16 protein-coding genes and 1 tRNA gene are annotated in these 19620 nt (G+C 73.7%); 11 read left to right on the forward strand and 6 right to left on the reverse strand.

Annotated elements, in window-relative coordinates:
* Positions 1 to 157: 157 nt before the first annotated feature.
* Positions 158 to 439, forward strand: coding sequence for an HU family DNA-binding protein (locus ACH4PY_RS14555; protein ID WP_398181029.1), 282 nt, complete (start codon positions 158 to 160; stop codon positions 437 to 439).
* Positions 440 to 541: 102 nt separating this feature from the next.
* Here the strand turns inward: ACH4PY_RS14555 and murA are convergent, their stop codons facing one another.
* Positions 542 to 1915 carry a UDP-N-acetylglucosamine 1-carboxyvinyltransferase gene (murA, locus tag ACH4PY_RS14560; protein WP_398181032.1) on the reverse strand — a complete coding sequence of 458 codons (1374 nt, stop codon included), beginning with the start codon at positions 1913 to 1915 and terminating at the stop codon, positions 542 to 544.
* A gap of 290 nt (positions 1916 to 2205) precedes the next feature.
* Here murA and ACH4PY_RS14565 point away from each other — a divergent pair, with 290 nt between their 5' ends.
* The 9 genes from ACH4PY_RS14565 (at position 2206) to ACH4PY_RS14605 (ending at position 13373) form a co-directional block, all read left to right on the forward strand.
* Positions 2206 to 2784: a YqgE/AlgH family protein gene (locus tag ACH4PY_RS14565; protein ID WP_398182100.1), complete on the forward strand. Its 579-nt coding sequence runs from the start codon at positions 2206 to 2208 to the stop codon at positions 2782 to 2784.
* An 11-nt stretch (positions 2785 to 2795) separates the two neighbouring features.
* Positions 2796 to 3095, forward strand: a complete 300-nt coding sequence (locus tag ACH4PY_RS14570; RefSeq protein ID WP_398181034.1) for a DUF3039 domain-containing protein — start codon at positions 2796 to 2798, stop codon at positions 3093 to 3095.
* 27 nt (positions 3096 to 3122) lie between these two features.
* The gene (locus ACH4PY_RS14575; protein WP_398181036.1) at positions 3123 to 4373 is read left to right on the forward strand and encodes a tetratricopeptide repeat protein; all 1251 of its coding nucleotides are present in this window, start codon (positions 3123 to 3125) and stop codon (positions 4371 to 4373) included.
* Between the two features lie 278 nt (positions 4374 to 4651).
* Positions 4652 to 6274, forward strand: a complete 1623-nt coding sequence (locus tag ACH4PY_RS14580; protein WP_398181039.1) for a beta-N-acetylhexosaminidase — start codon at positions 4652 to 4654, stop codon at positions 6272 to 6274.
* Positions 6275 to 6561: 287 nt separating this feature from the next.
* Positions 6562 to 7437, forward strand: coding sequence for an FAD binding domain-containing protein (locus tag ACH4PY_RS14585; RefSeq protein WP_398181042.1), 876 nt, complete (start codon positions 6562 to 6564; stop codon positions 7435 to 7437).
* Entirely contained in the window at positions 7434 to 9077 is a 1644-nt protein-coding gene (locus tag ACH4PY_RS14590) for a 2Fe-2S iron-sulfur cluster-binding protein (protein ID WP_398181044.1), read from the forward strand. The genes ACH4PY_RS14585 and ACH4PY_RS14590 overlap by 4 nt, the downstream gene beginning before the upstream one ends.
* A gap of 82 nt (positions 9078 to 9159) precedes the next feature.
* Positions 9160 to 11478 (forward strand): xanthine dehydrogenase family protein molybdopterin-binding subunit, encoded by a 2319-nt coding sequence (locus tag ACH4PY_RS14595; RefSeq protein WP_398181047.1) that lies wholly within the window; start codon positions 9160 to 9162, stop codon positions 11476 to 11478.
* Positions 11479 to 11694: 216 nt separating this feature from the next.
* Entirely contained in the window at positions 11695 to 12345 is a 651-nt protein-coding gene (locus ACH4PY_RS14600; protein ID WP_398181050.1) for a hypothetical protein, read from the forward strand.
* Positions 12342 to 13373 (forward strand): hypothetical protein, encoded by a 1032-nt coding sequence (locus ACH4PY_RS14605; RefSeq protein WP_398181053.1) that lies wholly within the window; start codon positions 12342 to 12344, stop codon positions 13371 to 13373. Before ACH4PY_RS14600 ends, ACH4PY_RS14605 begins: the two co-directional genes overlap by 4 nt.
* 22 nt (positions 13374 to 13395) lie before the next feature.
* Here ACH4PY_RS14605 and ACH4PY_RS14610 read toward each other — a convergent pair whose 3' ends face one another.
* The 5 genes from ACH4PY_RS14610 to ACH4PY_RS14630 all read right to left on the reverse strand — a co-directional run bounded on the left by ACH4PY_RS14610 (position 13396) and on the right by ACH4PY_RS14630 (position 17903).
* A complete protein-coding gene (locus ACH4PY_RS14610) occupies positions 13396 to 14163 on the reverse strand; it encodes an isocitrate lyase/phosphoenolpyruvate mutase family protein (RefSeq protein ID WP_398181056.1) in 768 nt (255 codons plus the stop codon).
* 84 nt (positions 14164 to 14247) lie between these two features.
* Positions 14248 to 14532 carry a hypothetical protein gene (locus tag ACH4PY_RS14615; RefSeq protein ID WP_398181059.1) on the reverse strand — a complete coding sequence of 95 codons (285 nt, stop codon included), beginning with the start codon at positions 14530 to 14532 and terminating at the stop codon, positions 14248 to 14250.
* Between the two features lie 26 nt (positions 14533 to 14558).
* Positions 14559 to 15623 carry a hypothetical protein gene (locus ACH4PY_RS14620; RefSeq protein ID WP_398181062.1) on the reverse strand — a complete coding sequence of 355 codons (1065 nt, stop codon included), beginning with the start codon at positions 15621 to 15623 and terminating at the stop codon, positions 14559 to 14561.
* A gap of 79 nt (positions 15624 to 15702) precedes the next feature.
* The gene (locus tag ACH4PY_RS14625) at positions 15703 to 17703 is read right to left on the reverse strand and encodes a hypothetical protein (protein ID WP_398181065.1); all 2001 of its coding nucleotides are present in this window, start codon (positions 17701 to 17703) and stop codon (positions 15703 to 15705) included.
* 128 nt (positions 17704 to 17831) lie between these two features.
* A tRNA-Cys gene (locus ACH4PY_RS14630) sits at positions 17832 to 17903 on the reverse strand.
* 239 nt (positions 17904 to 18142) lie between these two features.
* On the opposite strand from ACH4PY_RS14630, the gene ACH4PY_RS14635 reads away from it, so the two are divergent.
* Positions 18143 to 19609 (forward strand): MFS transporter, encoded by a 1467-nt coding sequence (locus tag ACH4PY_RS14635; RefSeq protein ID WP_398181067.1) that lies wholly within the window; start codon positions 18143 to 18145, stop codon positions 19607 to 19609.
* Positions 19610 to 19620: the final 11 nt, after the last annotated feature.

Raw genomic sequence — 19620 nt, forward strand, 5'->3', positions numbered from 1 at the left:
CCCGCCGTCCCGCAACGCTTTTTCCGCGACTCGCGCGGGCAGGCGATTGGCTTTCGGCCCATATATGGGGGCAGGATGCACACCTGGGCAGTGAGGCACACAGCAACAGCTTCGAGCTCGCGCCCCCATGGCAGAAAGAACACGGGAGTACACAGATATGAACCGCAGTGAGCTGGTGGCCGCCCTGGCCGACCGTGCCGGGGTGACCCGCAAGGACGCCGACGCCGTCCTCGGTGCCTTTGCCGACACCGTCGGGGAGATTGTGGCCAAGGGCGACGAGAAGGTCACCATCCCCGGCTTCCTGACCTTCGAGCGCACTCACCGTGCCGCCCGGACCGCCCGCAACCCGCAGACCGGTGAGCCGATCAGCATTCCGGCCGGTTACAGCGTGAAGGTCTCCGCCGGCTCGAAGCTCAAGGAAGCCGCCAAGGGCAACTGAGCTGCGCGCCCGGCCTCATGGGCCCAGGCAACGCCGTAGAAAAAGCGAGGGCGGCCTCCCCGGCACCGGGGAGGCCGCCCTCGCGCACGACCGGACGCCGACTCAGGCGACCGCGACCGCCGGAGACTCCCCGGAGGCCGGGGCGGGCACGCCGGGCAGTTCGATGTGCGCGCCCAGACCCTGCAGCTTGGCCAGGAAGTTCTCGTAGCCGCGGTTGATCAGGCCGATGCCGTGCACCCGTGAGGTGCCCTGCGCGGCCAGCGCAGCGATGAGGTACGAGAAGCCGCCGCGCAGGTCGGGGATGACCAGGTCGGCGCCCTGCAGCTTGGTCGGCCCGGACACCACCGCCGAGTGCAGGAAGTTGCGCTGCCCGAAACGGCACGCGCTGCCGCCCAGGCACTCGCGGTAGAGCTGGATGTGCGCGCCCATCTGGTTGAGCGCCTCGGTGAAGCCGAGCCGGGACTCGTACACCGTCTCGTGCACGATCGACAGGCCCGAGGCCTGCGTCAGTGCGACGACCAGCGGCTGCTGCCAGTCGGTCTGGAAGCCGGGGTGGACGTCGGTCTCCAGCGCGATGGCGTCCAGCGGGCCGCCCGGGTGCCAGAACCTGATGCCCTCGTCGTCGATCGCGAAGGCGCCGCCGACCCGGCGGAAGGTGTTGAGGAAGGTCATCATCGAGCGCTGCTGCGCGCCGCGCACGTAGATGTTGCCCTCGGTGGCGAGCGCCGCGCTCGCCCAGGACGCCGCCTCCAGCCGGTCCGGGATCGCCCGGTGGGTGTAGCCGCCGAGCTTGTCCACACCGGTGATGCGGATCGTGCGGTCGGTGTCCATGGAAATGATCGCGCCCATTTTCTGCAGGACGCAGATCAGGTCCTCGATCTCCGGTTCGACCGCGGCGTTGGACAGCTCCGTCACGCCCTCGGCCAGCACCGCCGTCAGCAGCACCTGCTCGGTGGAGCCCACCGACGGGTACGGCAGCCGGATCTTGCAGCCGCGCAGCCGCTGCGGGGCCTCCAGGTACTGGCCGTCGGCCCGCTTCTCGATGCGCGCGCCGAACTGCCGCAGCACGTCGAAGTGGAAGTCGATCGGCCGGCCGCCGATGTCGCAGCCGCCCAGGCCCGGGATGAAGGCGTGGCCGAGGCGGTGCAGCAGCGGGCCGCAGAAGAGGATCGGGATGCGCGAGGAGCCCGCGTGCGCGTCGATGTCCGCGACGTTGGCGCTCTCCACCCGGGTCGGGTCGAGCACCAGCTCACCCGGCTCGTCGCCCGCCTCGACCGTCACGCCGTGCAGCTGGAGCAGCCCGCGCACCACCTTGACGTCGCGGATCTCCGGCACGTTGCGCAGCCGGCTGGGTTCACTGCCGAGGAGGGCGGCGACCATGGCCTTCGGCACGAGGTTCTTCGCGCCTCTGACCCGGATCTCGCCTTCGAGAGGGGTTCCGCCATGGACAAGCAGTACATCGGCGATGTCGGTCATGGATCTCGCGATCGTCGGAACGGTTCGGAACGGGGTGGAGCCGTGGAGCCGTGGAACAGCAGAACAAGAGGAACAGGGGAAATGGTAATGCGCCCCGCGCGCCCCTCCTGTTGCCCTGCCGCGGGGGTACCGCCTGCGGCCTACCGGCGCCCCCGCCGCCGTATGCCCGCCGTATGCCCGCCGGACGCCGCCGTACGCCCGCGCGTACCACCGGCGGGCGCGCCCAGGCGCTGGTCACCGGTCCCGGCGACGACTCCCCAGCGCGGCCCGCATGCGGGATCATGTGGACCATGACCGAGGTGTCCTCGCTCACCGGACGGCTGCTCGTCGCCACCCCGAAGCTGGCCGACCCCAACTTCGACCGGGCGGTCGTGCTGCTCCTCGACCACGACGCCGAGGGGTCCCTCGGCGTGGTCCTGAACCGTCCCACCCCGGTCGGCGTCGGCGACGTCCTCCAGCCCTGGGCGGCCCTCGCGGTGCTCCCGCAGGTCGTCTTCCAGGGCGGCCCGGTCTCGCTGGACTCCGCCCTCGGCCTGGCCGTCGTACCCGGCGAGCCGCGCCCCGGCGAAGCGGTCGAGCTGCTCGGCTGGCGGCGCGTGCACGGCGCGATCGGCCTGGTCGACCTGGAGGCCCCGCCCGAGCTGCTCGCCGCCGAGCTGGGCTCCCTGCGCATCTTCGCCGGCTACTCCGGCTGGGGACCCGGACAGCTGGAACGCGAGCTGGTCGACGGGGCGTGGTACGTCGTCGAGTCCGAGCCGGGTGACGTGTCCGCGCCCGACCCGGAGCGGTTGTGGCGCTCCGTGCTGCGCCGACAGCGGAACGAGCTGGCCATGGTGGCCACGTATCCCGACGATCCCTCCCTCAACTAGTCTTGTCTCTTATGAGCACTCTTGAGCCCGAGCGCGGGGCGGGCACCGGCACCCTGGTCGAGCCGACTCCGCAGCTCTCCCACGGTGACGGCGACCACGAGCGCTATGCGCACTACGTCCAGAAGGACAAGATCATGGCGAGCGCGCTGGAAGGCACGCCCGTCGTCGCCCTGTGCGGCAAGGTCTGGGTCCCCGGACGCGACCCGAAGAAGTACCCCGTCTGCCCGATGTGCAAGGAGATCTACGAGGGCATGCCGCTCGGCGGCGGGGGCAAGGACAAGTCCGGCAAGGGCAGCGGCGGCAACGCCTGACGCCCTTCCGGCGGACAGGGGAGGCCCGTGGAAGACGAGGGTGACGGGGGCGTGTTCGGTACGCCGGACGCGCCCGACGACGACTCCACCAGCGGCGAGCGCGTCCACGCGCTCGTCGCCCAAGGGCGCTTCGCGGAGGCGCACGCCGTGGTCGGCGACGCCTTCGTGGAGCGCAACGGCAGCGCCGGCTACCTGCTGCGCGCCTGGGTCCTCGCCCAGGAGCGGCGCCCTGCCGAGGCCCGCGAGGCCGTCGACTGGGCGCTGGCCCTGGCCGGGCCCGCCGAGGCGGCCGACGTCTTCGTGCTCGCCGGTGTGGTCCTTCTCTCACTCGACGAGGTCCACGACGCGCTGATCGTCGCGCTGCGCGCCGGCGGGGCGGACCCGGACGGCTGGGAACCCGCCGTGCTGCTCTCCGACGTCTACCGGCGGCTCGGCCGCGTCCCCGACGCGGTCGCCGCCGCCCGCAGAGCCGTCGAGCTGGCCCCCCGCGAGGCCGAGGCCCAGGTCGCCCTCGCCCGCTCGCTCAGCGCCGGACGCGGCATCCTCGGCCGCATCCCCCGCCGGCTGCGGGCGGAGCACCGCGCCGCCGTCGAACGCTCCCTGCTGCTCGGCGCCGACCCCGGACAGCTCCAGGCCCCCCGCGCCGGGATCCTCACCGGCGGGGTCGCCGTCGCCGTCCTGTGGGCCATCCAGCTCTACCGCATCGAAACCGGCGACGACTGGCAGTTCGTCGCCGCCGGGGCGGTACTCCTCGTGACCGCGCTGCTGCTCGTCGTCCTCGTCCGCCTGCACAGCCGGCGGACCGGCACCGGAGCGGTCGCGCGGATGCGCGGCATCCGCGCGACCGTCCGCACCGAGCTGGCCACCGACGACCGGCTCCGGCGGCTGCGCGCCGCGCACGTCGGGGCGGTCATCCCCGTCGCCCCCCTCCTCACCACCGGACTCGTCGCCGACCGCGCCTGGCGGCGCGAGCTGTGGCCGCTGTGGGCGGCCCTGCCCGTCACCGCCGCGGGCGCCGCGGGCGTCGTCCTCGCCCTCGTCGGCGTCCACTGGTGGTACGGCCCCGACTTCACCCGCCGCACCTTCCTCTTCTCCTGGTTCGGCCGCCTCCAGATCGTCATGCCCGCGGTGCTGCTCGGTGCGGGGCTCGCCGGGGCGCTTGCCGCGTCCGCGACGCGGGCCACGTGGCGTGACCTCGCGCTTGCGCATGCCGGCTGGCTGGCGGCCACCTGGGCCGTCGCCGGCACGGTCACCTTCCACTCCCGCCGCTCCATCTGACCTCCCCCCTGCGGGGGGAGCTTTGCGCCCCGGGCTGCCACGTGCGGTAGCCGTCGCGACCGTCCGCCGGTGGTGGGCTGGTCGCGCAGTTCCCCGCGCCCCTGGAAAACGGGTGCTGTCCCCCCACCGGTCGCGCCGCGCAAAGGAGCGCGTGGGGGCACCTCCCAGGCGAAGCTCTGGGGGAGAACTGCGCGAGCAACCCCCACCCACCGCAAGGCCGCGCAGCGCACCGCGACAAGCCACCCCGGAGCGCACCCCCCAGCCCCCCGCGCGGCAGGATGTGCGGCGTGGAATTGATTCCGGCGCCGCAGACGGTGCGGCAAGGGGAAGGGCGCTTCGCGCTGGGGGACGCCGTACGGCTGGAGGTGGGACCCGGCGCGGAGCGCACCGCGCGGTGGCTGCGCGGAGTGCTGGGCGCGGCCACCGGCGTGGAGTTCGGCGCCCAGGACGGCGCCGGGGGCGGCACCGTGAGCCTCGGGCTCGAGGAGGGGCTCGGCGCCGAGTCGTACCGGCTGACGGTCACCCCGGAGCGGGTGGAGCTCAGGGGCGGCGACGCGGCGGGCGTGTTCTGGGCGGCGCAGACGGTGCGCCAACTGCTGGGCCCCGCCGCGTTCCGCCGGGCCCCGCTGCCGAACCGCGCCGCCTGGACCCTGCCGGTGTGCGAGATCGCGGACCGTCCGCGCTTCGCGTGGCGCGGCTTCCTGCTGGACGTGGCGCGGCACTTCATGCCGAAGGACGGCGTCCTGCGGCATCTGGACCTGATGGCGGTCCACAAGCTGAACGTCCTGCATCTGCACCTGACCGACGACCAGGGCTGGCGGATGGAGGTGCGCGGCCACCCGCGGCTGACGGAGGTCGGTGCGTGGCGGGAGCGCACGAGGGTGGGGCTGGAGCCCTCGCCGGTGTGGGACGAGCGCCCGCACGGCGGCTTCTACACGCAGGACGACCTGCGGGAGATCGTCGCGTACGCGGCGGAGCGGCACATCACGGTGGTGCCGGAGATCGACGTACCCGGGCATTCGCAGGCGGCGATCGCCGCGTATCCGGAGCTGGGCAACACCGACGTGGTGGACACCGCGGCGCTGGGCGTGCTGGACCGCTGGGGCGTCAACCCCAACGTGCTGGCGCCGACCGAGACCGTACTGCGGTTCTACGAGGACGTGTTCGGGGAGCTGCTGGAGATCTTCCCGAGCACGTTCGTGCACGTCGGCGGTGACGAGTGCCCGAAGGAGCAGTGGCGGCGGTCGCCGGTGGCGCAGGCGCGCATCGCGGAGCTGGGCGTCGGGGACGAGGACGGGCTGCAGAGCGCGTTCGTCCGGCACTTCGACCGGTGGCTGGCGGAGCGCGGGCGGCGGCTCATCGGGTGGGACGAGATCCTGGAGGGCGGCCTCGCGGAGGGCGCGGCCGTGTCGTCGTGGCAGGGCTACGCGGGCGGGATCGCGGCGGTGCGGGCCGGGCACGACGTGGTGATGTGCCCGCAGACGGAGGTGTACCTGGACTGGCGGCAGGCGGACGGCCCGGACGAGCCGGTGCCGATCGCGCATGTGCGGACGCTGGAGGACGTCTACCGGTTCGAGCCCGTCCCGGCGGAGCTGACCGCGGCGGAGGCGGCGCATGTGATCGGTACGCAGGCCAACGTCTGGACGGAGGTGCTGGACTCGGGCCGCGCGGTGGACTATGCCGTCTACCCGCGGCTGTCGGCCTTCGCGGAGGTCGCCTGGTCCGAGCTCCCCGCGCCGCCGGAGCGCGACTGGGCGGGTTTCGAGGCGCGGATGCGTACGCACTACGCGCGGCTGGACGCCCTCGGTGTCGAGTACCGGCCGCCGTCCGGTCCGCGGCCCTGGCAGCGCCGTCCCGGCGTCGTCGGGCGCCCGAAGGACGGGCCGCCCCCGATCGTGTGACCCGGCCGTACGGCGGGCGCGGGAAATCCGTGAACTTCCGTGCCCCGTACGGCGGGACCTGGCACGGTGGACGCGTAATCCGGCGCAAATTCGCGAAGGACGCCAAACATGGCACTGTGCCGATTTCCCCGGGAGACGTACGATCACCGGCGTGGCGGACGGATCGGTACGTCGTGGACCTGCGCGACGGCCCCTGGGGAAGATGTGCCAGAGTTGCCACGTCCGGGCTGTCAGCACGTACGGTACGGCTACCGCGTGACCGAGGAAGGCCGGGAAGGGGCAGCTGCGTGAGCGCGTATGCACAGCAGGCGGCGGCGGAGATCGTCACACTGCCGTCCTCGCTCGACGAGGCGGTGGCGGCGCTCGCCGCCATGCCCACCGCCGTGCCGGTCGCGGGCGGCACCGACCTGATGGCGGCGGTGAACTCCGGGCTGCTGCGCCCGGCGGCACTCGTGGGCCTGGGCCGGATCGCCGAGATCCGCGGCTGGCAGTACGCCGACGGGGCCGCGCTGCTGGGCGCGGGACTGACCCACGCGCGCATGGGCCGCCCCGACTTCGCCGCGCTCATCCCCGCGCTCGCCGCCGCCGCGCGCTCCGCGGGGCCGCCGCAGATCCGCAACGCGGGCACGCTCGGCGGCAACATCGTCTCGGCCGCGCCGACCGGTGACGCGCTGCCGGTGCTGGCCGCGCTGGAGGCGAGCGTCGTGCTGGCCGGGCCGGAGTCGGACCGGGAGATCCCGGTCAGCCACCTGCTGACCGGCATGGACCCGCTGCGGCCCGGCGAACTGGTCGCCTTCGTGCGCATCCCGCTGCTGCACGCCCCGCAGACGTTCCTGAAAGCCACCGGCCGCACCGGCCCCGGCCGGGCCGTCGCGTCGGTCGCGCTCGTCGTCGACCCGGCCAGACGCCAGGTGCGCTGCGCGGTCGGCGCGGTCGCGCAGGTGCCGCTGCGCCCGCTGGAGGCCGAGCAGTGGGTCGCCGGGCTCATCGACTGGGACGGCGAACGCAGCCTCGCCCCGGAGGCCTGCACCGCCTTCGGGGAGTACGTGGCCGCCGCGTGCATCCCCGACCAGCCCGGCGTGGACCTGCCTCCGGCGGCCGTCCAGTTGCGCCGTACCGTGGCCGCACTGTCCCGCCGAGCGCTCGGGAGGGCCCTGGCATGACCGACCAGCCGCAGACGCCGGGCGGCGCCGGCAACTCCGGGGCCTGGCAGCCCGTTCCGGGCGGCGGGGACTACGACCCCGACCAGACCATGCACGTCTCCTTCGCCGCGCAGCTGCCGCCCGAGCCGCGCCCCGGCGAGGACCCGCTCAGCGCGCACGGCCCGGTGGGCGAGCAGGACCCCGCCACCAGCTGGACGATCCCGGTGATCCGGGACGAGCCCGAGGGCGACTCCGGCGAGTACTCGGTGGGCGCCTTCACCTCGCCCTGGGACCAGGCGCCCTCGCCCGCCCCCACCACCACGCAGTCCTTCCCCGCCGGGATGTTCGGGCAGGGCGCCGCCGCCGCGCAGGCCGCGCAGGCGCAGGCCCGCGCCGAGGCGGAGGCCGCCGCGGGGGAGACCGCGGGCTGGTCCGCGCCGCCCCAGGAGCCGGAGGCGGCCGCGCCCCGGGAGACCTCGTGGTCGGCCTTCACCGCACCGGGCGCGGCGCCCTGGCAGCCGCCCGCCGAGACGGGGTGGCCCGCCGCGGTCGACGAGGTGCCGGACGCGCCGCCGGGCCCCGACGCCCCGGCGGAGCCCTACCCGGGCGACTACGCCGCGCCGGAGAGCGCCCCCGGGTACGGGGCGGAGGACGGCGCCGGGCACGCGCCGGGGGAGCCCGCCGGATACCCGCCGCACGAGCCGGAGAGCGCCGCCGGGTACGGGGTGGAGGACGGCGCCGGGCACGCGCCGGGGGAGCCCGCCGGATACCCGCCGCACGAGCCGGAGAGCACCGCCGGGTACGCGCCGCGGGAGGTGGGCACCGCGCCGGAGGGCGGCGGCGTCTACCCCGCCCGTGAGCCGGCCGCCGCGCCGGAGGACGCCTCGGGTTACCCGCGGGGGGAGTCGGGGCCCGCGCAGGACGGTGCCGCGGCCCCGCAGGAGGACGCCGCCGAGGACGCCGGGCCCGAGTACGTGCCCGGGGCCGAGCCGCAGCCGCTGCCGCAGGCCGAGGCCGTCGGCGCGGACGACGACGCGGAGCCCGCGGAAGGGGCCGAGCCCGAGCCCGCGGAGGAGGCGCCCGAGCCGACCCGCAGCGAACACCCCGTCGCCTCCTACGTCCTGCGGGTCAACGGCGCCGAACGCCCGGTCACCGACGCGTGGCTCGGCGAGTCGCTGCTGTACGTGCTGCGCGAGCGGCTGGGCCTGGCGGGCGCCAAGGACGGCTGCGAGCAGGGCGAGTGCGGTGCCTGCTCGGTGCAGGTCGACGGCCGGCTGGTGGCCTCCTGCCTGGTGCCCGCCGCGACCGCCGCGGGCTCCGAAGTACGCACCGTGGAGGGCCTGTCCGTGGACGGCCGCCCCTGCGACATCCAGCAGGCGCTCGCCGACTGCGGCGCCGTCCAGTGCGGCTTCTGCATCCCCGGCATGGCGATGACGATGCACGACCTGCTGGAGGGCAACCACCGCCCCACCGACCTGGAGACCCGGCAGGCCCTCTCCGGCAACCTGTGCCGGTGCTCCGGCTACCGCGGTGTGGTGGACGCCGTACGCCAGGTCGTCGCCGCCCGGGACGGCCGTACCGCCCAGGAGGCGGACGAACCGCCGCCCGCCGCCCGTATCCCCGCCCAGCCCGGACCCGCATCCCCGGAGAACGCCGTATGACCGCGCGCCGCCTCCCCGCCGCCCACGCCGAGTCCTCGCCCGTACGGCCGCGTACGGCACCGCACACGACGGGAGGCGCGCGATGAGCGTCATCGAGGGGCCGGGTCCCGCCACGGAGACGGCGCCGGCGCCCGCGGGCGGCAGCCCGCACGGCATCGGCACGTCGCTGCCGTCCACCGACGCGCCCGCCAAGACGCAGGGCACCTACCCGTACGCCGCCGACCTGTGGGCCGAGGGGCTGCTGTGGGCCGCGGTGCTGCGCTCGCCGCACCCGCACGCGCGGATCGTCCGGATCGACACCGCCGAGGCCGCCGCGATGCCCGGCGTGCGCGCCGTCATCACGCACGAGGACGTGCCCGGCGACGCGATGCACGGCCGCCGGGTCGCCGACCGGCCGGTCTTCGCCACCGACATGGTCCGCCACCACGGCGAGCCGATCGCCGCCGTCGCCGCCGACCACCCCGACACCGCGCGGCTCGCCGCCGCCGCGATCCTCGTCGAGTACGAGGTGCTGGAGCCGGTCACCGACCCGGAGAAGGCCTTCGCCGCCGAGCCGCTGCACCCCGACGGCAACCTGATCCGGCACATCCCGCTGCGCTTCGGCGACCCGGAGGCCGTCGGCGAGGTCATCGTCGAGGGCCTGTACCGGGTCGGCCGCCAGGACCCCGCGCCGATCGGCGCCGAGGCGGGTCTGGCCGTGCCGCGCCCGGACGGCGGCGTGGAGCTGTACGTCGCCTCCACCGACCCGCACGCCGACCGCGACATCGCCGCCGCCTGCTTCGGCCTGGAGGCCGACCACGTCAAGGTCGTCGTCACCGGTGTGCCCGGCGCGATGGGCGACCGCGAGGACTCCGGCATCCAGCTGCCGCTGGGCCTGCTGGCGCTGCGGACCGGCTGCCCGGTGAAGTTCGTCGCGACCCGCGAGGAGTCCTTCCTCGGCCACGCCCACCGGCACCCCACCCTGCTGCGCTACCGCCACCACGCCGACTCCGAGGGCCGCCTGGTCAAGGTCGAGGCGCAGATCCTGCTGGACGCCGGCGCGTACGCCGACGCGTCCTCGGACGCCCTCGCCGCCGCCGTCGCCTTCGCCGCCGGGCCGTACGTCGTCCCGCACGTCTTCGTCGAGGGCTGGGCGGTGCGCACCAACAACCCGCCCTCGGGCCACGTCCGGGGCGAGGGCGCGCTCCAGGTCTGCACGGCCTACGAGGGCCAGATGGACAAGCTCGCCGCGAAACTCGGCCTGGAGCCCGCCGAGATCCGCATGCGCAACGTCATGGCCACCGGCGACCTGCTGCCCACCGGCCAGACCGTCACCTGCCCGGCGCCCGTCGGCGAGCTGCTCAAGGCCGTCCGTGACGCCGACCTGCCGCCGCTGCCCGACGGCGACGACGAGTCGCAGTGGCTGCTGCCCGGCGGCACCGCGGGCGCGGGCGAACCCGGCGCGGTGCGCCGCGGCGTCGGCTACGCGCTCGGCATGGTCCACGTCCTCGGCGCCGAGGGCACCGACGAGGTGTCCACCGCGACCGTGCGGGTGCACGACGGCCGGGCCACCGTCATCTGCGCCGCCGTCGACACCGGCCAGGGCTTCGCGACCCTCGCCCGGCAGATCGTGCAGGAGGTGCTCGGCGTCGACGACGTCCGCGTGCTGCCCGCCGACACCGACCAGCCGCCCGCCGGGCCCGCCGCCCGCGGCCGTCACACCTGGGTGTCGGGCGGGGCCGTGGAGCGCGCCGCGAAGATGGTCCGCACCCAGCTCCTCCAGCCGCTCGCCGCGAAGTTCGGCATGTCCGTGGAGCTGCTCACCATCGCCGACGGCAAGATCACCTCGTACGACGGGGTGCTCTCCACGACCGTCGCCGAGACCCTCGACGGCAAGGAGCTGTGGGCCACCGCGCAGTGCCGCCCGCACCCCACCGACCGGCTCGACGACAACGGCCAGGGCGACGCCTTCGTCGGCCTCACCTTCTGCGCGGTGCGCGCGGTCGTCGACGTCGACATCGAACTGGGCGCGGTGCGTGTCGTCGAGTTCGCCGTCGCCCAGGACGTCGGCCGCGTCCTCAACCCGCGCCAGCTCGCCGCCCGTATCGAGGCGGGCGTCACCCAGGGCATGGGCCTGGCCCTCATGGAGGACCTGCGCGCGCCCCGGGGGATCGTCAAACGCCCCTCGCTCACCGGCTACGCCCTCCCGACCGCCCTCGACGCGCCCGAGGTGCGCATCGTCAAGCTCGTCGAGGAGCGGGACGTCGTCGCGCCGTTCGGCGCGAAGGCGGTCAGCGCGGTGCCCGTCGTGACCGCGCCCGCCGCCGTCGCCGCGGCGGTGCGCGCGGCGACCGGACGCCCCGTCTCCCGCCTCCCGATCCGCCCCCAGGCGGCCATCGTCAAGCCCCCCACCACGGCATGACCACACACCCGCCACGGGGTATTCGTGGACGCGACACCTGACGGCCCGCTAGCGTAAGGCTCAGGGGGATGCAGGTGTGGCTGCCGGTGACCGGCGGTGCTGCACGGGGGCTGCGGAGACCGTGGTGCCCCTGATGACGCCGAGGTGACGGCCGAGCCCGTTTCTCCCGCCGACCAGAGCACGCGCAGTCCACCCGGGAGAACAGGGCACCACACGATGCGACCCCGAACGTCCCACCTCACCGCGGCCGCCACCCTGGCCGCGGCCCTCCTGCTCACCGCCTGCGGCGGAGGCGGGGGCGGCGACAAGAAGATCGACGCATCGGGCACCGGCACCCCGGCCCCCGCCCCGAGCGCGAGTACGACGGCGTCCGAGTCCGCCCCGCCCGGCCCGGTGTTCGACTTCCCGAGGGACGTCAAGGTCGTCGTGGACGCGGACCCGACGGGGGACGCGGTCAAGGACGCGGTCCTGCGGGACCAGGCGTACGCGCAGCAGGCGGTCTACCTGGCCCTCGCCACGCTGGACCCCAAGCTGCCGGCGTACAAGGCGTACGTGACCGGGCTCGCCGCGGGCTACTGGGACTCCCAGCTCCACTGGGGGCAGAACCACCACACGACGATCACCGGCACGACGCTGTTCTACGACCGCAAGGTGACCGTCACCGACGCGACGACCGCGGGCGTCACCTTCTGCGAGAGCCAGCGCGACACGTTCGACAAGGACACCAAGACCGGAAAGGTCACCAGGACCACGCCGAGCCTCGACGACTTCACCGCGCACACCGCGCGGATGAAGAAGTCCGCCGACGGGACGTGGCAGATGACGGACTATCGGTCGCAGGACCGGGCGAAGAGCTGCCAGCGATGACGAACCCCTTCCGTACCCGTACCCGTACCCGCACCCGCGCGCGCTCGCGCACGCGCGTCCGCACCGTGCTCGCGGCCGCCGCCCTGGCGCAGGCCTGCCTGCTGTCCCTGGCGTGGCCGAGCGCGGCCAAGGGCGCCTTCGGCCACCACGACGGTCCGGGGGACTCCGCCCCGCCCGGCGGCGACACCCTCCAGACCTCGGTCCGCTTCTCCTACAGCTACCGCGGCACGGGCTCGACGATGACGCCGCCCGCCGGCGCCGTGTGGAAGCCGCCGGCGTGCTGGTACGAACCGGTGTACTCCCCGGAGGAGTTCGAGGGCTTCCTCAACAGCCACTACACGTCGTCGGCGGACGCCTACGCGAGCATGGCCAAGGAGTACGGGGCGGACGACTTCCACAAGGGCCAGAAGGGCGCCTGGTGGGAGCTGAAGATCCCCGACCTGAGCAAGGCCGACCAGTGCGCCGCCCTGGACCCCTACGCCTGGTTCACGCCGGACAACCCGCCGCCGCCCGAGGTCTCGCCCATCGACCCCAAGACGCTCGCCGGAATGGCCTACGCGGCCACCGTCCTGCCGCCCCCGCCGGTCACGCTGCGGCCGACGCCGAAGAACCAGCTCGTCAACCTCCCCACGGAGGTGACGTTCGCCGAGCCGCTGGACCGGGTGACGGTGACGGCGAGCCTGGACTATCCGGCGTTCGGCATCCACGTCGCCTCGACGGTCGTCGCCGAGCCGTCAGCGCTGCGGGTCTCGACGACCGGGGACGCGGACCCGGCGAGCTGCACGTACACGCTGGCGAAGTCCGGTGGGGGCTACAAGCTGAACTCCCACGGGGCGCCCTGCAACATCACCTACCGCAAGGCGTCCGCGCGCGGCGGCTACACCCTGACCACGTCCGTGGTGTGGAAGGTGCACTGGACGCCCTCCGCGAATCCGGACGGGCCCGCGGCCGATCCGCCGCTGCCCGACGGGGAGTCGCGGACGCCGACGGCCGTGACGGTACGGGAGAGCCAGGCCGTCGTCCGCTGACGGCCCGGCCCCCCGCGGCCGTTCAGCCAACCAGCCCCGCGGCCATCTCGCGGACGGCCTCCAGCGCCTGCGCCTGGAGGCCGCCGCCGAAGGTCACCCGGGAGGCGCCCAGCGCGCCCAGCTCGCGGGGCGAGGGGGTGCCCGGCTTGCACATCGCGTTGACGGGGACGCCCACCGCCTCGGCGATCTGCCCCAGGTGGGTGGCGGGCGCCATGATCGGGTAGACGCAGTCGGCGCCCGCGGCCGCGTACGCCAGGGCGCGGTCGATCGCGGCCTGGGGGGTGCGGTCGCCGCGCAGGTAGGTGTCGACGCGCGCGTTGACGACGAGCGCGCCGCCCGCCGCCGCGACCACCGCGGCCAGGCGCTCGGCCTGCCTCCCGGCGTCCACCAGCGTGGCCGTTTCCGGGTCGCTGTCCTCCAGGTTGCATCCGGCGGCGCCCGCCTCCAGCAGCCGCTCCACCAGCTCCTCGGGCCCGAGCCCGTACCCCGCCTCGATGTCGGCGCTCACGGGGACGTCCACGGCCCGGGTGATCCGCCGGATCGCCGCGAACATCTCCGCCGCCGGGGTGCCCTGCCCGTCCGGGTAGCCGAGCGAGGCCGCGACCCCGGCACTCGGCGTGGCCAGCGCGGGAAAGCCCGCGTCGGCGAAGACCCGGGCGCTGGCCGCGTCCCACGGCCCGGGCAGGATCAGCGGATCCCCCTGCGCCCGCCCGTGGTGCAGGCCCCGCAGCACGGCGGCGTGCCCGGTGGCGTCGGCGGTCCGCGCGGTGTTCGTCTGGTGCGTCGTCATACGCCCGACGTTACGGCCTGGGCGACCCGCCGCACTGGACCACTCGGCCCCGGAAAACATGGGCCAATCCGCCCCCGCTCCCCGTCAGGTCCCGGTGCGCTTGCTGTCCTTCGCGTCCTGGTCCTGACGTGCCTTCTCGATGAGCCGGTCCTGCTCGGGCGGGTAGGTGGTGAAGAGGCGCAGGAGCTGGGCCATGCGGCCGCGGGCGTCGGTCTCCCAGTTCTGTGCGGGGGTCCCGGACCAGGTGTCCGGGCCCATCAGGGAGATCACGTCCCCGATGGCTCCCTGGATCTTGCCGACGGAGGTCGTGATGAGCTGCATGTCGTGGCGGCAGGCGGTGTCGAGCCGGTCCGCGTCGGGCGCGCCCATGGGTGTCCTTTCCGGTGGCCGTGCGGTCAGACGGCGAGTTCGAGGAAGTAGTGCACGTGCCCGCCCATGACGAGCCTGCCGTTGCGGTAGGTGATCGTTTCCGGGAGGGCGCAGGAGATTTCCCTGGCCTGCATGGGCTGGTGGTTCTTGCAGTCGATCTCGCTGTCGTCGGCGACGAGGTGGTGGGCGAGCACCGTGACGCCGCCGCCGCCGCTGATGCGGAGCAGGTACTGGTCGTTGTCATGCCTGGTGTTGACGTAGACGCTCTCGCCGTCGCCGCCTGCCATGGACAGGGCCTTGAGGCCGCTGAGCGGCGGCGCGATGCCGGGAGCCCGGGCGGGGACGGCGAGGGGGGCGGAGGTGCCGTCCGGGTGCACGACCCGTATCTCGTCGAGCGTGGGGCCGCCCACGCCGCCGTCGTCGTTGCCGGTGCCGACGTATGCGTTCCCGGCGCCGTCCACGGTGTTGGACGTGATGGCGTAGTCGGCGGGGAGGCGGCCCGGCTTGTCCGTGCCGTTGTGGGGGTAGACGTACAGCCGGGTGAGGGTGCCGTCCTTGAGGGCCCATACGGCTTCGGCGTCGGAGACGAGAAGGGCGCCGTCGGGGCGGATACCGAAGGGGGTGGCGACGCCGTAGAAGTGGTAAGCGGCCGCGTCGGCGCTCGCCGGTACGGGCTGGTGGCGGGTCGCGCCTTTGCGTACCACCCCGGCCAGCGGCGTCGTCCGGCCCTTGGCGTCCCGGCGGTACACGCGGCCGTAGGCGCCTACGGCGACGCTGTGGTCCGGCAGCGCGACCAGCCCGCCGGCACCGTCCCGCGCGACGTCCGGTTGCCACCACTTGGTGACCTCGCGCCCGGGTGAGACGGTGTAGACGAAGCCGTCGTAGACGGCCAGGGTGCCGTCGTCGGCGAGATACAGCGCGCCGAGCGGGCTGATGTCGTGGCTGGGGTCCAGGCCGTTGCCCGCGTTGCGGAAGAGCACGGCCGCCTGCCCCTTGGCGGGCGGCTTCCACCCGTCCCCGCCCCCGCACGCGGCGCCCCCGGCCAGGACGGCAAGGACCAGCAGCGCCGTCGCGGAACGTCTCTGGCTCATTCGGTACCGCATGTCCCGCCTTTTCTTCCACGCCGTGCGTCGCCGACGAGTTGGTGAATGGGTTACGGTGATGTGCCCCTCAGGAAGGGGACTTGACCCTTCCGCTGCCCTCGTTGAAATACTCCATCATTCCGGCGTCCGCCTTGTCGAGAACGGGAACGCGGTCCTTGTGGTCCCCCGCGGTGAGTGCGGCCCACCAGTCGTTGAACACCTTTGCGTCGTCCTTGGTCTTGATGACGATGTCGCCGTTGCCCCACTCCGGGCGGCCCGCAGGTGGCTGGATCTTTCCGGAGCGCAGCATTCCCTGCATGACCGGTATACGCATCGCGTCCTTCTGCTCGTACAGCCCTTTCTCGTACTCGCTCTCCGCCTGGGCGGCGTTGCCGGTGGAGAACAGCGTGTCCGCATAGGGCAGGCCCGCCCAGATCGCGGCCTGTCCCCAGGCCGGACCGCCGGGATAAGCGGCGACGCCGCTGGAGAAGATGTTGAACCACATTTCCCGGCTGGAATTCTCGGAGTCCAGGAGTTCGGCGTCGTGGATCGCGTTGCCGCTGTTCGTGCCGAAGATCTCGCCCCGCAGCGCGGCGTAGTGGTTGAGGTCCTGCAAGGTGTCCGTGTCCAGGCCGCCCATGGTGGCGAGGGTGATTTGCGAGTCCACGGACTGGAGCAGGTTCGCCGATTCCTTCGGGTTCTGCATGATCATGCTGAGGAACAGCCGGGTCTGGGCGTCGCCGACGGCCAGTGAACCGTCCTGCGTGTTCGGACCGGCCTTCCGGGCGTCCGTTCTCCAGGATTCGGCGAAATCCGGCACGTACGCCTGGAAGACGCTGGAGAGCGTGTGCGTGATCTCCGTGTTCCCCGGCGGGTAGTCCTTGCGTTCCGCCGGCTTCATGTGCTGTTCCAGCGTGTATTCGGCGCCGGCGGCGTTCACGATGTTCGCTGTCGCCTCGACCGAGTCCTGCGGGTGGTGCGTGCGGTCGAGGGTGGCGGCGCGGATGACGGCGGCGGGGAACTTGGCGTCGTTGAGCTGGTCAAGGCCCGGGGTGTGCCACTTGTTGCTGACCAGGACCTTGGCGTGGTCGGGGCCCTTGGGGCCGGTCAGCAGGTCGCGGGAGGCGTCGGCGTTCTCGCTGACGCGCTGCATCAGGGCGATCGACGGGTCGTTCGCGGAGATGCTCATCCGCTTCTGCTCGGAGTTCTTGCCGCCGCCGTAGTTGAGGCCGAGGGAGACGTACCAGGCGTTCTGGTCGGGGTCGATGTAGCCGCCCGACCAGGTGGTGGTCGGCTCCGCGTAATGGGGGCGCATGTCCCGGGAGCTGCGCCAGTCGAGCATCGCGCCGCCGACGTCGGAGAGGACCTTGGCGTCCCACTTGTCGCCGGGCGGGCCGTACTTGAAGAGCATGCCGACCGACCACATGTCGCCGTCGGCGGGCTGGGTGAGTGACTTCTCCCAGCCCGGCGGCACGGTGATCCTGCCCTGCTGGGCCATGGTGGTCGCGCCCTGGACGCCCTGCCCGAACTGGGCGAGTATCGCCTCGGACTGCTTGCTGAGCACCTGTTCGTCCGCAGTGGTGCCGTCCTGCCCGTGCAGGACGCGGGCGGCGCGCGCCGCCTGGTCCAGGCCGCCGTTCGCCATGAACGCCTGCATGTAGGCGGGGTCGTCCTTGTGGTCGGCCATCGACTGCGCGACCTCGGCGATGGTCTTCCGCGACTTCGGGTCGTCGGGGTCGTCCATCGCTTCCTTCAGGAGCTGCGCCTCCTGCTGGGCCTCGCGCGTGACGTCGATCTCGTTGACGTCCCAGGGGACGTCGACGAAGCCGTACGTCGGGCTGGACGGGTCGCCGATGTGGGTTCCGTGCGCGAGTTCCAGGGCCAGGTCGGCCCGCTTGGCCATGTCGTCGGCGTCCTTGCGCATCTGCGTGACCTGCTGGAAGAGCAGGGACTGGCTGATCGTGCCGTGCCAGTCGTCGAAATGCTTGCGGATGCCGGGCGCCTCGCGCTCCAGGGTGTCCGCCAGCGTCTTCAGCCGGTTCGCGAGTAAGCGCACCCGGTCCGGGTCCACTCCCGAGAAGTCGTTCACCTTTTCGCTCCCCCCAAGGCCCGCGCCGATCGCAGGGGCCGGAAGCGACGTTAGGTGAGACGGGAGGTACGTGCGGGGTGATTCCGCTTAAACGTCCATTTTGCGCCATCGGGCGCGGAGCGGGAAAGAGGCCGTGACCGGATTCGAACCGGTGTCACTCGATTTGCAATCGAGTCCCTGAACCACTCGGGCACACGGCCGTGCGTTGCTTCGTGCTGCTCGGTGCTCTTTCGTGCTGCGTTTTCCTTGCGCTACGAGCATCGCCGTCCGCGGGGGAGGGGGTCAACGGGAAAGGGGGGAGTGCCATGCGACCGCAACGGCGCGTTCACACGGGTTCACGGGAGGGGGCGGGTAGGGCGCGGGACGTAGGGCGGAAGGGGGAGCGGAGTACCGTCGCACGGCAGGGGTGAAACGCGGGAACGCCCCTTACGCTGGGGCGATGAGCGTTGCAGGGGACAGGAAGGCCGAACCGGGCGTCGTACCTGGTGAGGGGGCCGGGGAGGCCGCGGACGACGGCGGGATTCTCGGGCGCGAGTACCGCGCCCTCACCTTCGGGGTCGTGTCCGTCGTGCTGCTCGTGGCCTTCGAGGCCACCGCCGTCGGCACGGCCATGCCCGTCGCGGCCCGCGATCTGCACGGGCTCGGCCTCTACGCCTTCGGCTTCTCCGGCTACTTCACGACGTCCCTGTTCGCGATGGTCGTGAGCGGCCAGTGGTGCGACCGCGGCGGCCCGCTCGCCCCGCTGGCGACCGGGATCGCGGCCTTCGGGGCGGGGCTGGTGATCAGCGGCACGGCGAGCGCGATGGGCGTGTTCGTGCTCGGGCGGGCGGTGCAGGGGCTCGGCGGCGGGCTGGTCATCGTCGCGCTGTACGTGGTGGTGGGGCTGGCCTATCCGGAGCGGCTGCGGCCCGCGGTGATGGCGTCCTTCTCGGCGTCCTGGGTCGTGCCGTCCATCGTGGGGCCGCTGGTGTCCGGGACGGTGACCGAACAGCTGGGCTGGCGCTGGGTCTTCCTGGCGATCCCGGCGCTGGTCGTGCTGCCGCTCGCGGTGATGCTCCCGGCCCTGCGGCGTACGGCAGCGCACGCGGCCCCGCGCGACCCCGCGGCGCGGCCGCGGATGGACGGGCGGCGGATCGGGCTCGCCGCGCTGCTGGCCTGCGGGGCGGTGCTGCTCCAGTACGCGGGCCAGGACCTGCGGCTGCTGTCGGTGCTGCCCGCGCTCGCGGGGGCGGCCCTGCTGGTGCCCGCGGCCCTGCGTCTGCTGCCCCGCGGCACCTTCCGGGCGGCCCGCGGGCTGCCCACGGTCGTCCTCATGCGCGGGCTCGCGTCCGGCACCTTCGCGGCGGCGGAGACGTTCATCCCGCTCATGCTCGTCACCCAGCGCGGACTGTCACCGACGCTCGCCGGCCTCTCCCTCGCGGGCGGCGGCCTGACGTGGGCGCTCGGCTCGTACCTCCAGGCCAGGCCGCGTTTCGAGCCGGTGCGCGAGCGGCTCGTGCAGGTGGGCATGCTGCTCACGGCGGGCGCCATCGCGGTGGTGCCGCTCGCGCTGGACCACGCGGTGCCGCCGGCGGTCGTGGCGGTGGCGTGGTGCGCGGGCGGCATGGGCATGGGGATGACGATCTCGACGCTCACGGTGCTGATGCTGCGGGTGTCCCGCCCGGCGGACACCGGCACGAACTCCGCGGCCCTCCAGGTCGGCGACGCCCTCGCGAACGTGGTCTTCGTCGGCGCCGCGGGCTCGGTCTTCGCGGCCCTCGGCGGCGGCTCGGTGGCTCCGGTGGCGCACGCCGCCGCCCGTACGGCCGCTCATCCCGCGGCCTTCGCCGCGGTCTTCCTCCCGGCGGCGGCCCTGGCGCTGGCGGCCGCCGCGATCTCCCGCCGGCTGCGGCCGGAGGCGGCGTGACCGGTGGGGCC

Source organism: Streptomyces sp. NPDC021224, from assembly GCF_044332905.1.
Classification (GTDB): Bacteria; Actinomycetota; Actinomycetes; order Streptomycetales; family Streptomycetaceae; genus Actinacidiphila.

Excerpts from the sequence above, each read along its gene's own strand:
- ACH4PY_RS14595 (WP_398181047.1), top strand. The coding sequence starts at position 9,160 with ATGAGCGTCATCGAGGGGCCGGGTCCCGCCACGGAGACGGCGCCGGCG.
- murA (WP_398181032.1), bottom strand. The coding sequence starts at position 1,915 with ATGACCGACATCGCCGATGTACTGCTTGTCCATGGCGGAACCCCTCTC.
- ACH4PY_RS14580 (WP_398181039.1), top strand. The coding sequence starts at position 4,652 with ATGTGCGGCGTGGAATTGATTCCGGCGCCGCAGACGGTGCGGCAAGGG.
- ACH4PY_RS14600 (WP_398181050.1), top strand. The coding sequence starts at position 11,695 with ATGCGACCCCGAACGTCCCACCTCACCGCGGCCGCCACCCTGGCCGCG.
- ACH4PY_RS14605 (WP_398181053.1), top strand. The coding sequence starts at position 12,342 with ATGACGAACCCCTTCCGTACCCGTACCCGTACCCGCACCCGCGCGCGC.
- ACH4PY_RS14565 (WP_398182100.1), top strand. The coding sequence starts at position 2,206 with ATGACCGAGGTGTCCTCGCTCACCGGACGGCTGCTCGTCGCCACCCCG.
- ACH4PY_RS14620 (WP_398181062.1), bottom strand. The coding sequence starts at position 15,623 with ATGAGCCAGAGACGTTCCGCGACGGCGCTGCTGGTCCTTGCCGTCCTG.
- ACH4PY_RS14635 (WP_398181067.1), top strand. The coding sequence starts at position 18,143 with ATGAGCGTTGCAGGGGACAGGAAGGCCGAACCGGGCGTCGTACCTGGT.
- ACH4PY_RS14610 (WP_398181056.1), bottom strand. The coding sequence starts at position 14,163 with ATGACGACGCACCAGACGAACACCGCGCGGACCGCCGACGCCACCGGG.
- ACH4PY_RS14555 (WP_398181029.1), top strand. The coding sequence starts at position 158 with ATGAACCGCAGTGAGCTGGTGGCCGCCCTGGCCGACCGTGCCGGGGTG.
- ACH4PY_RS14570 (WP_398181034.1), top strand. The coding sequence starts at position 2,796 with ATGAGCACTCTTGAGCCCGAGCGCGGGGCGGGCACCGGCACCCTGGTC.
- ACH4PY_RS14590 (WP_398181044.1), top strand. The coding sequence starts at position 7,434 with ATGACCGACCAGCCGCAGACGCCGGGCGGCGCCGGCAACTCCGGGGCC.
- ACH4PY_RS14615 (WP_398181059.1), bottom strand. The coding sequence starts at position 14,532 with ATGGGCGCGCCCGACGCGGACCGGCTCGACACCGCCTGCCGCCACGAC.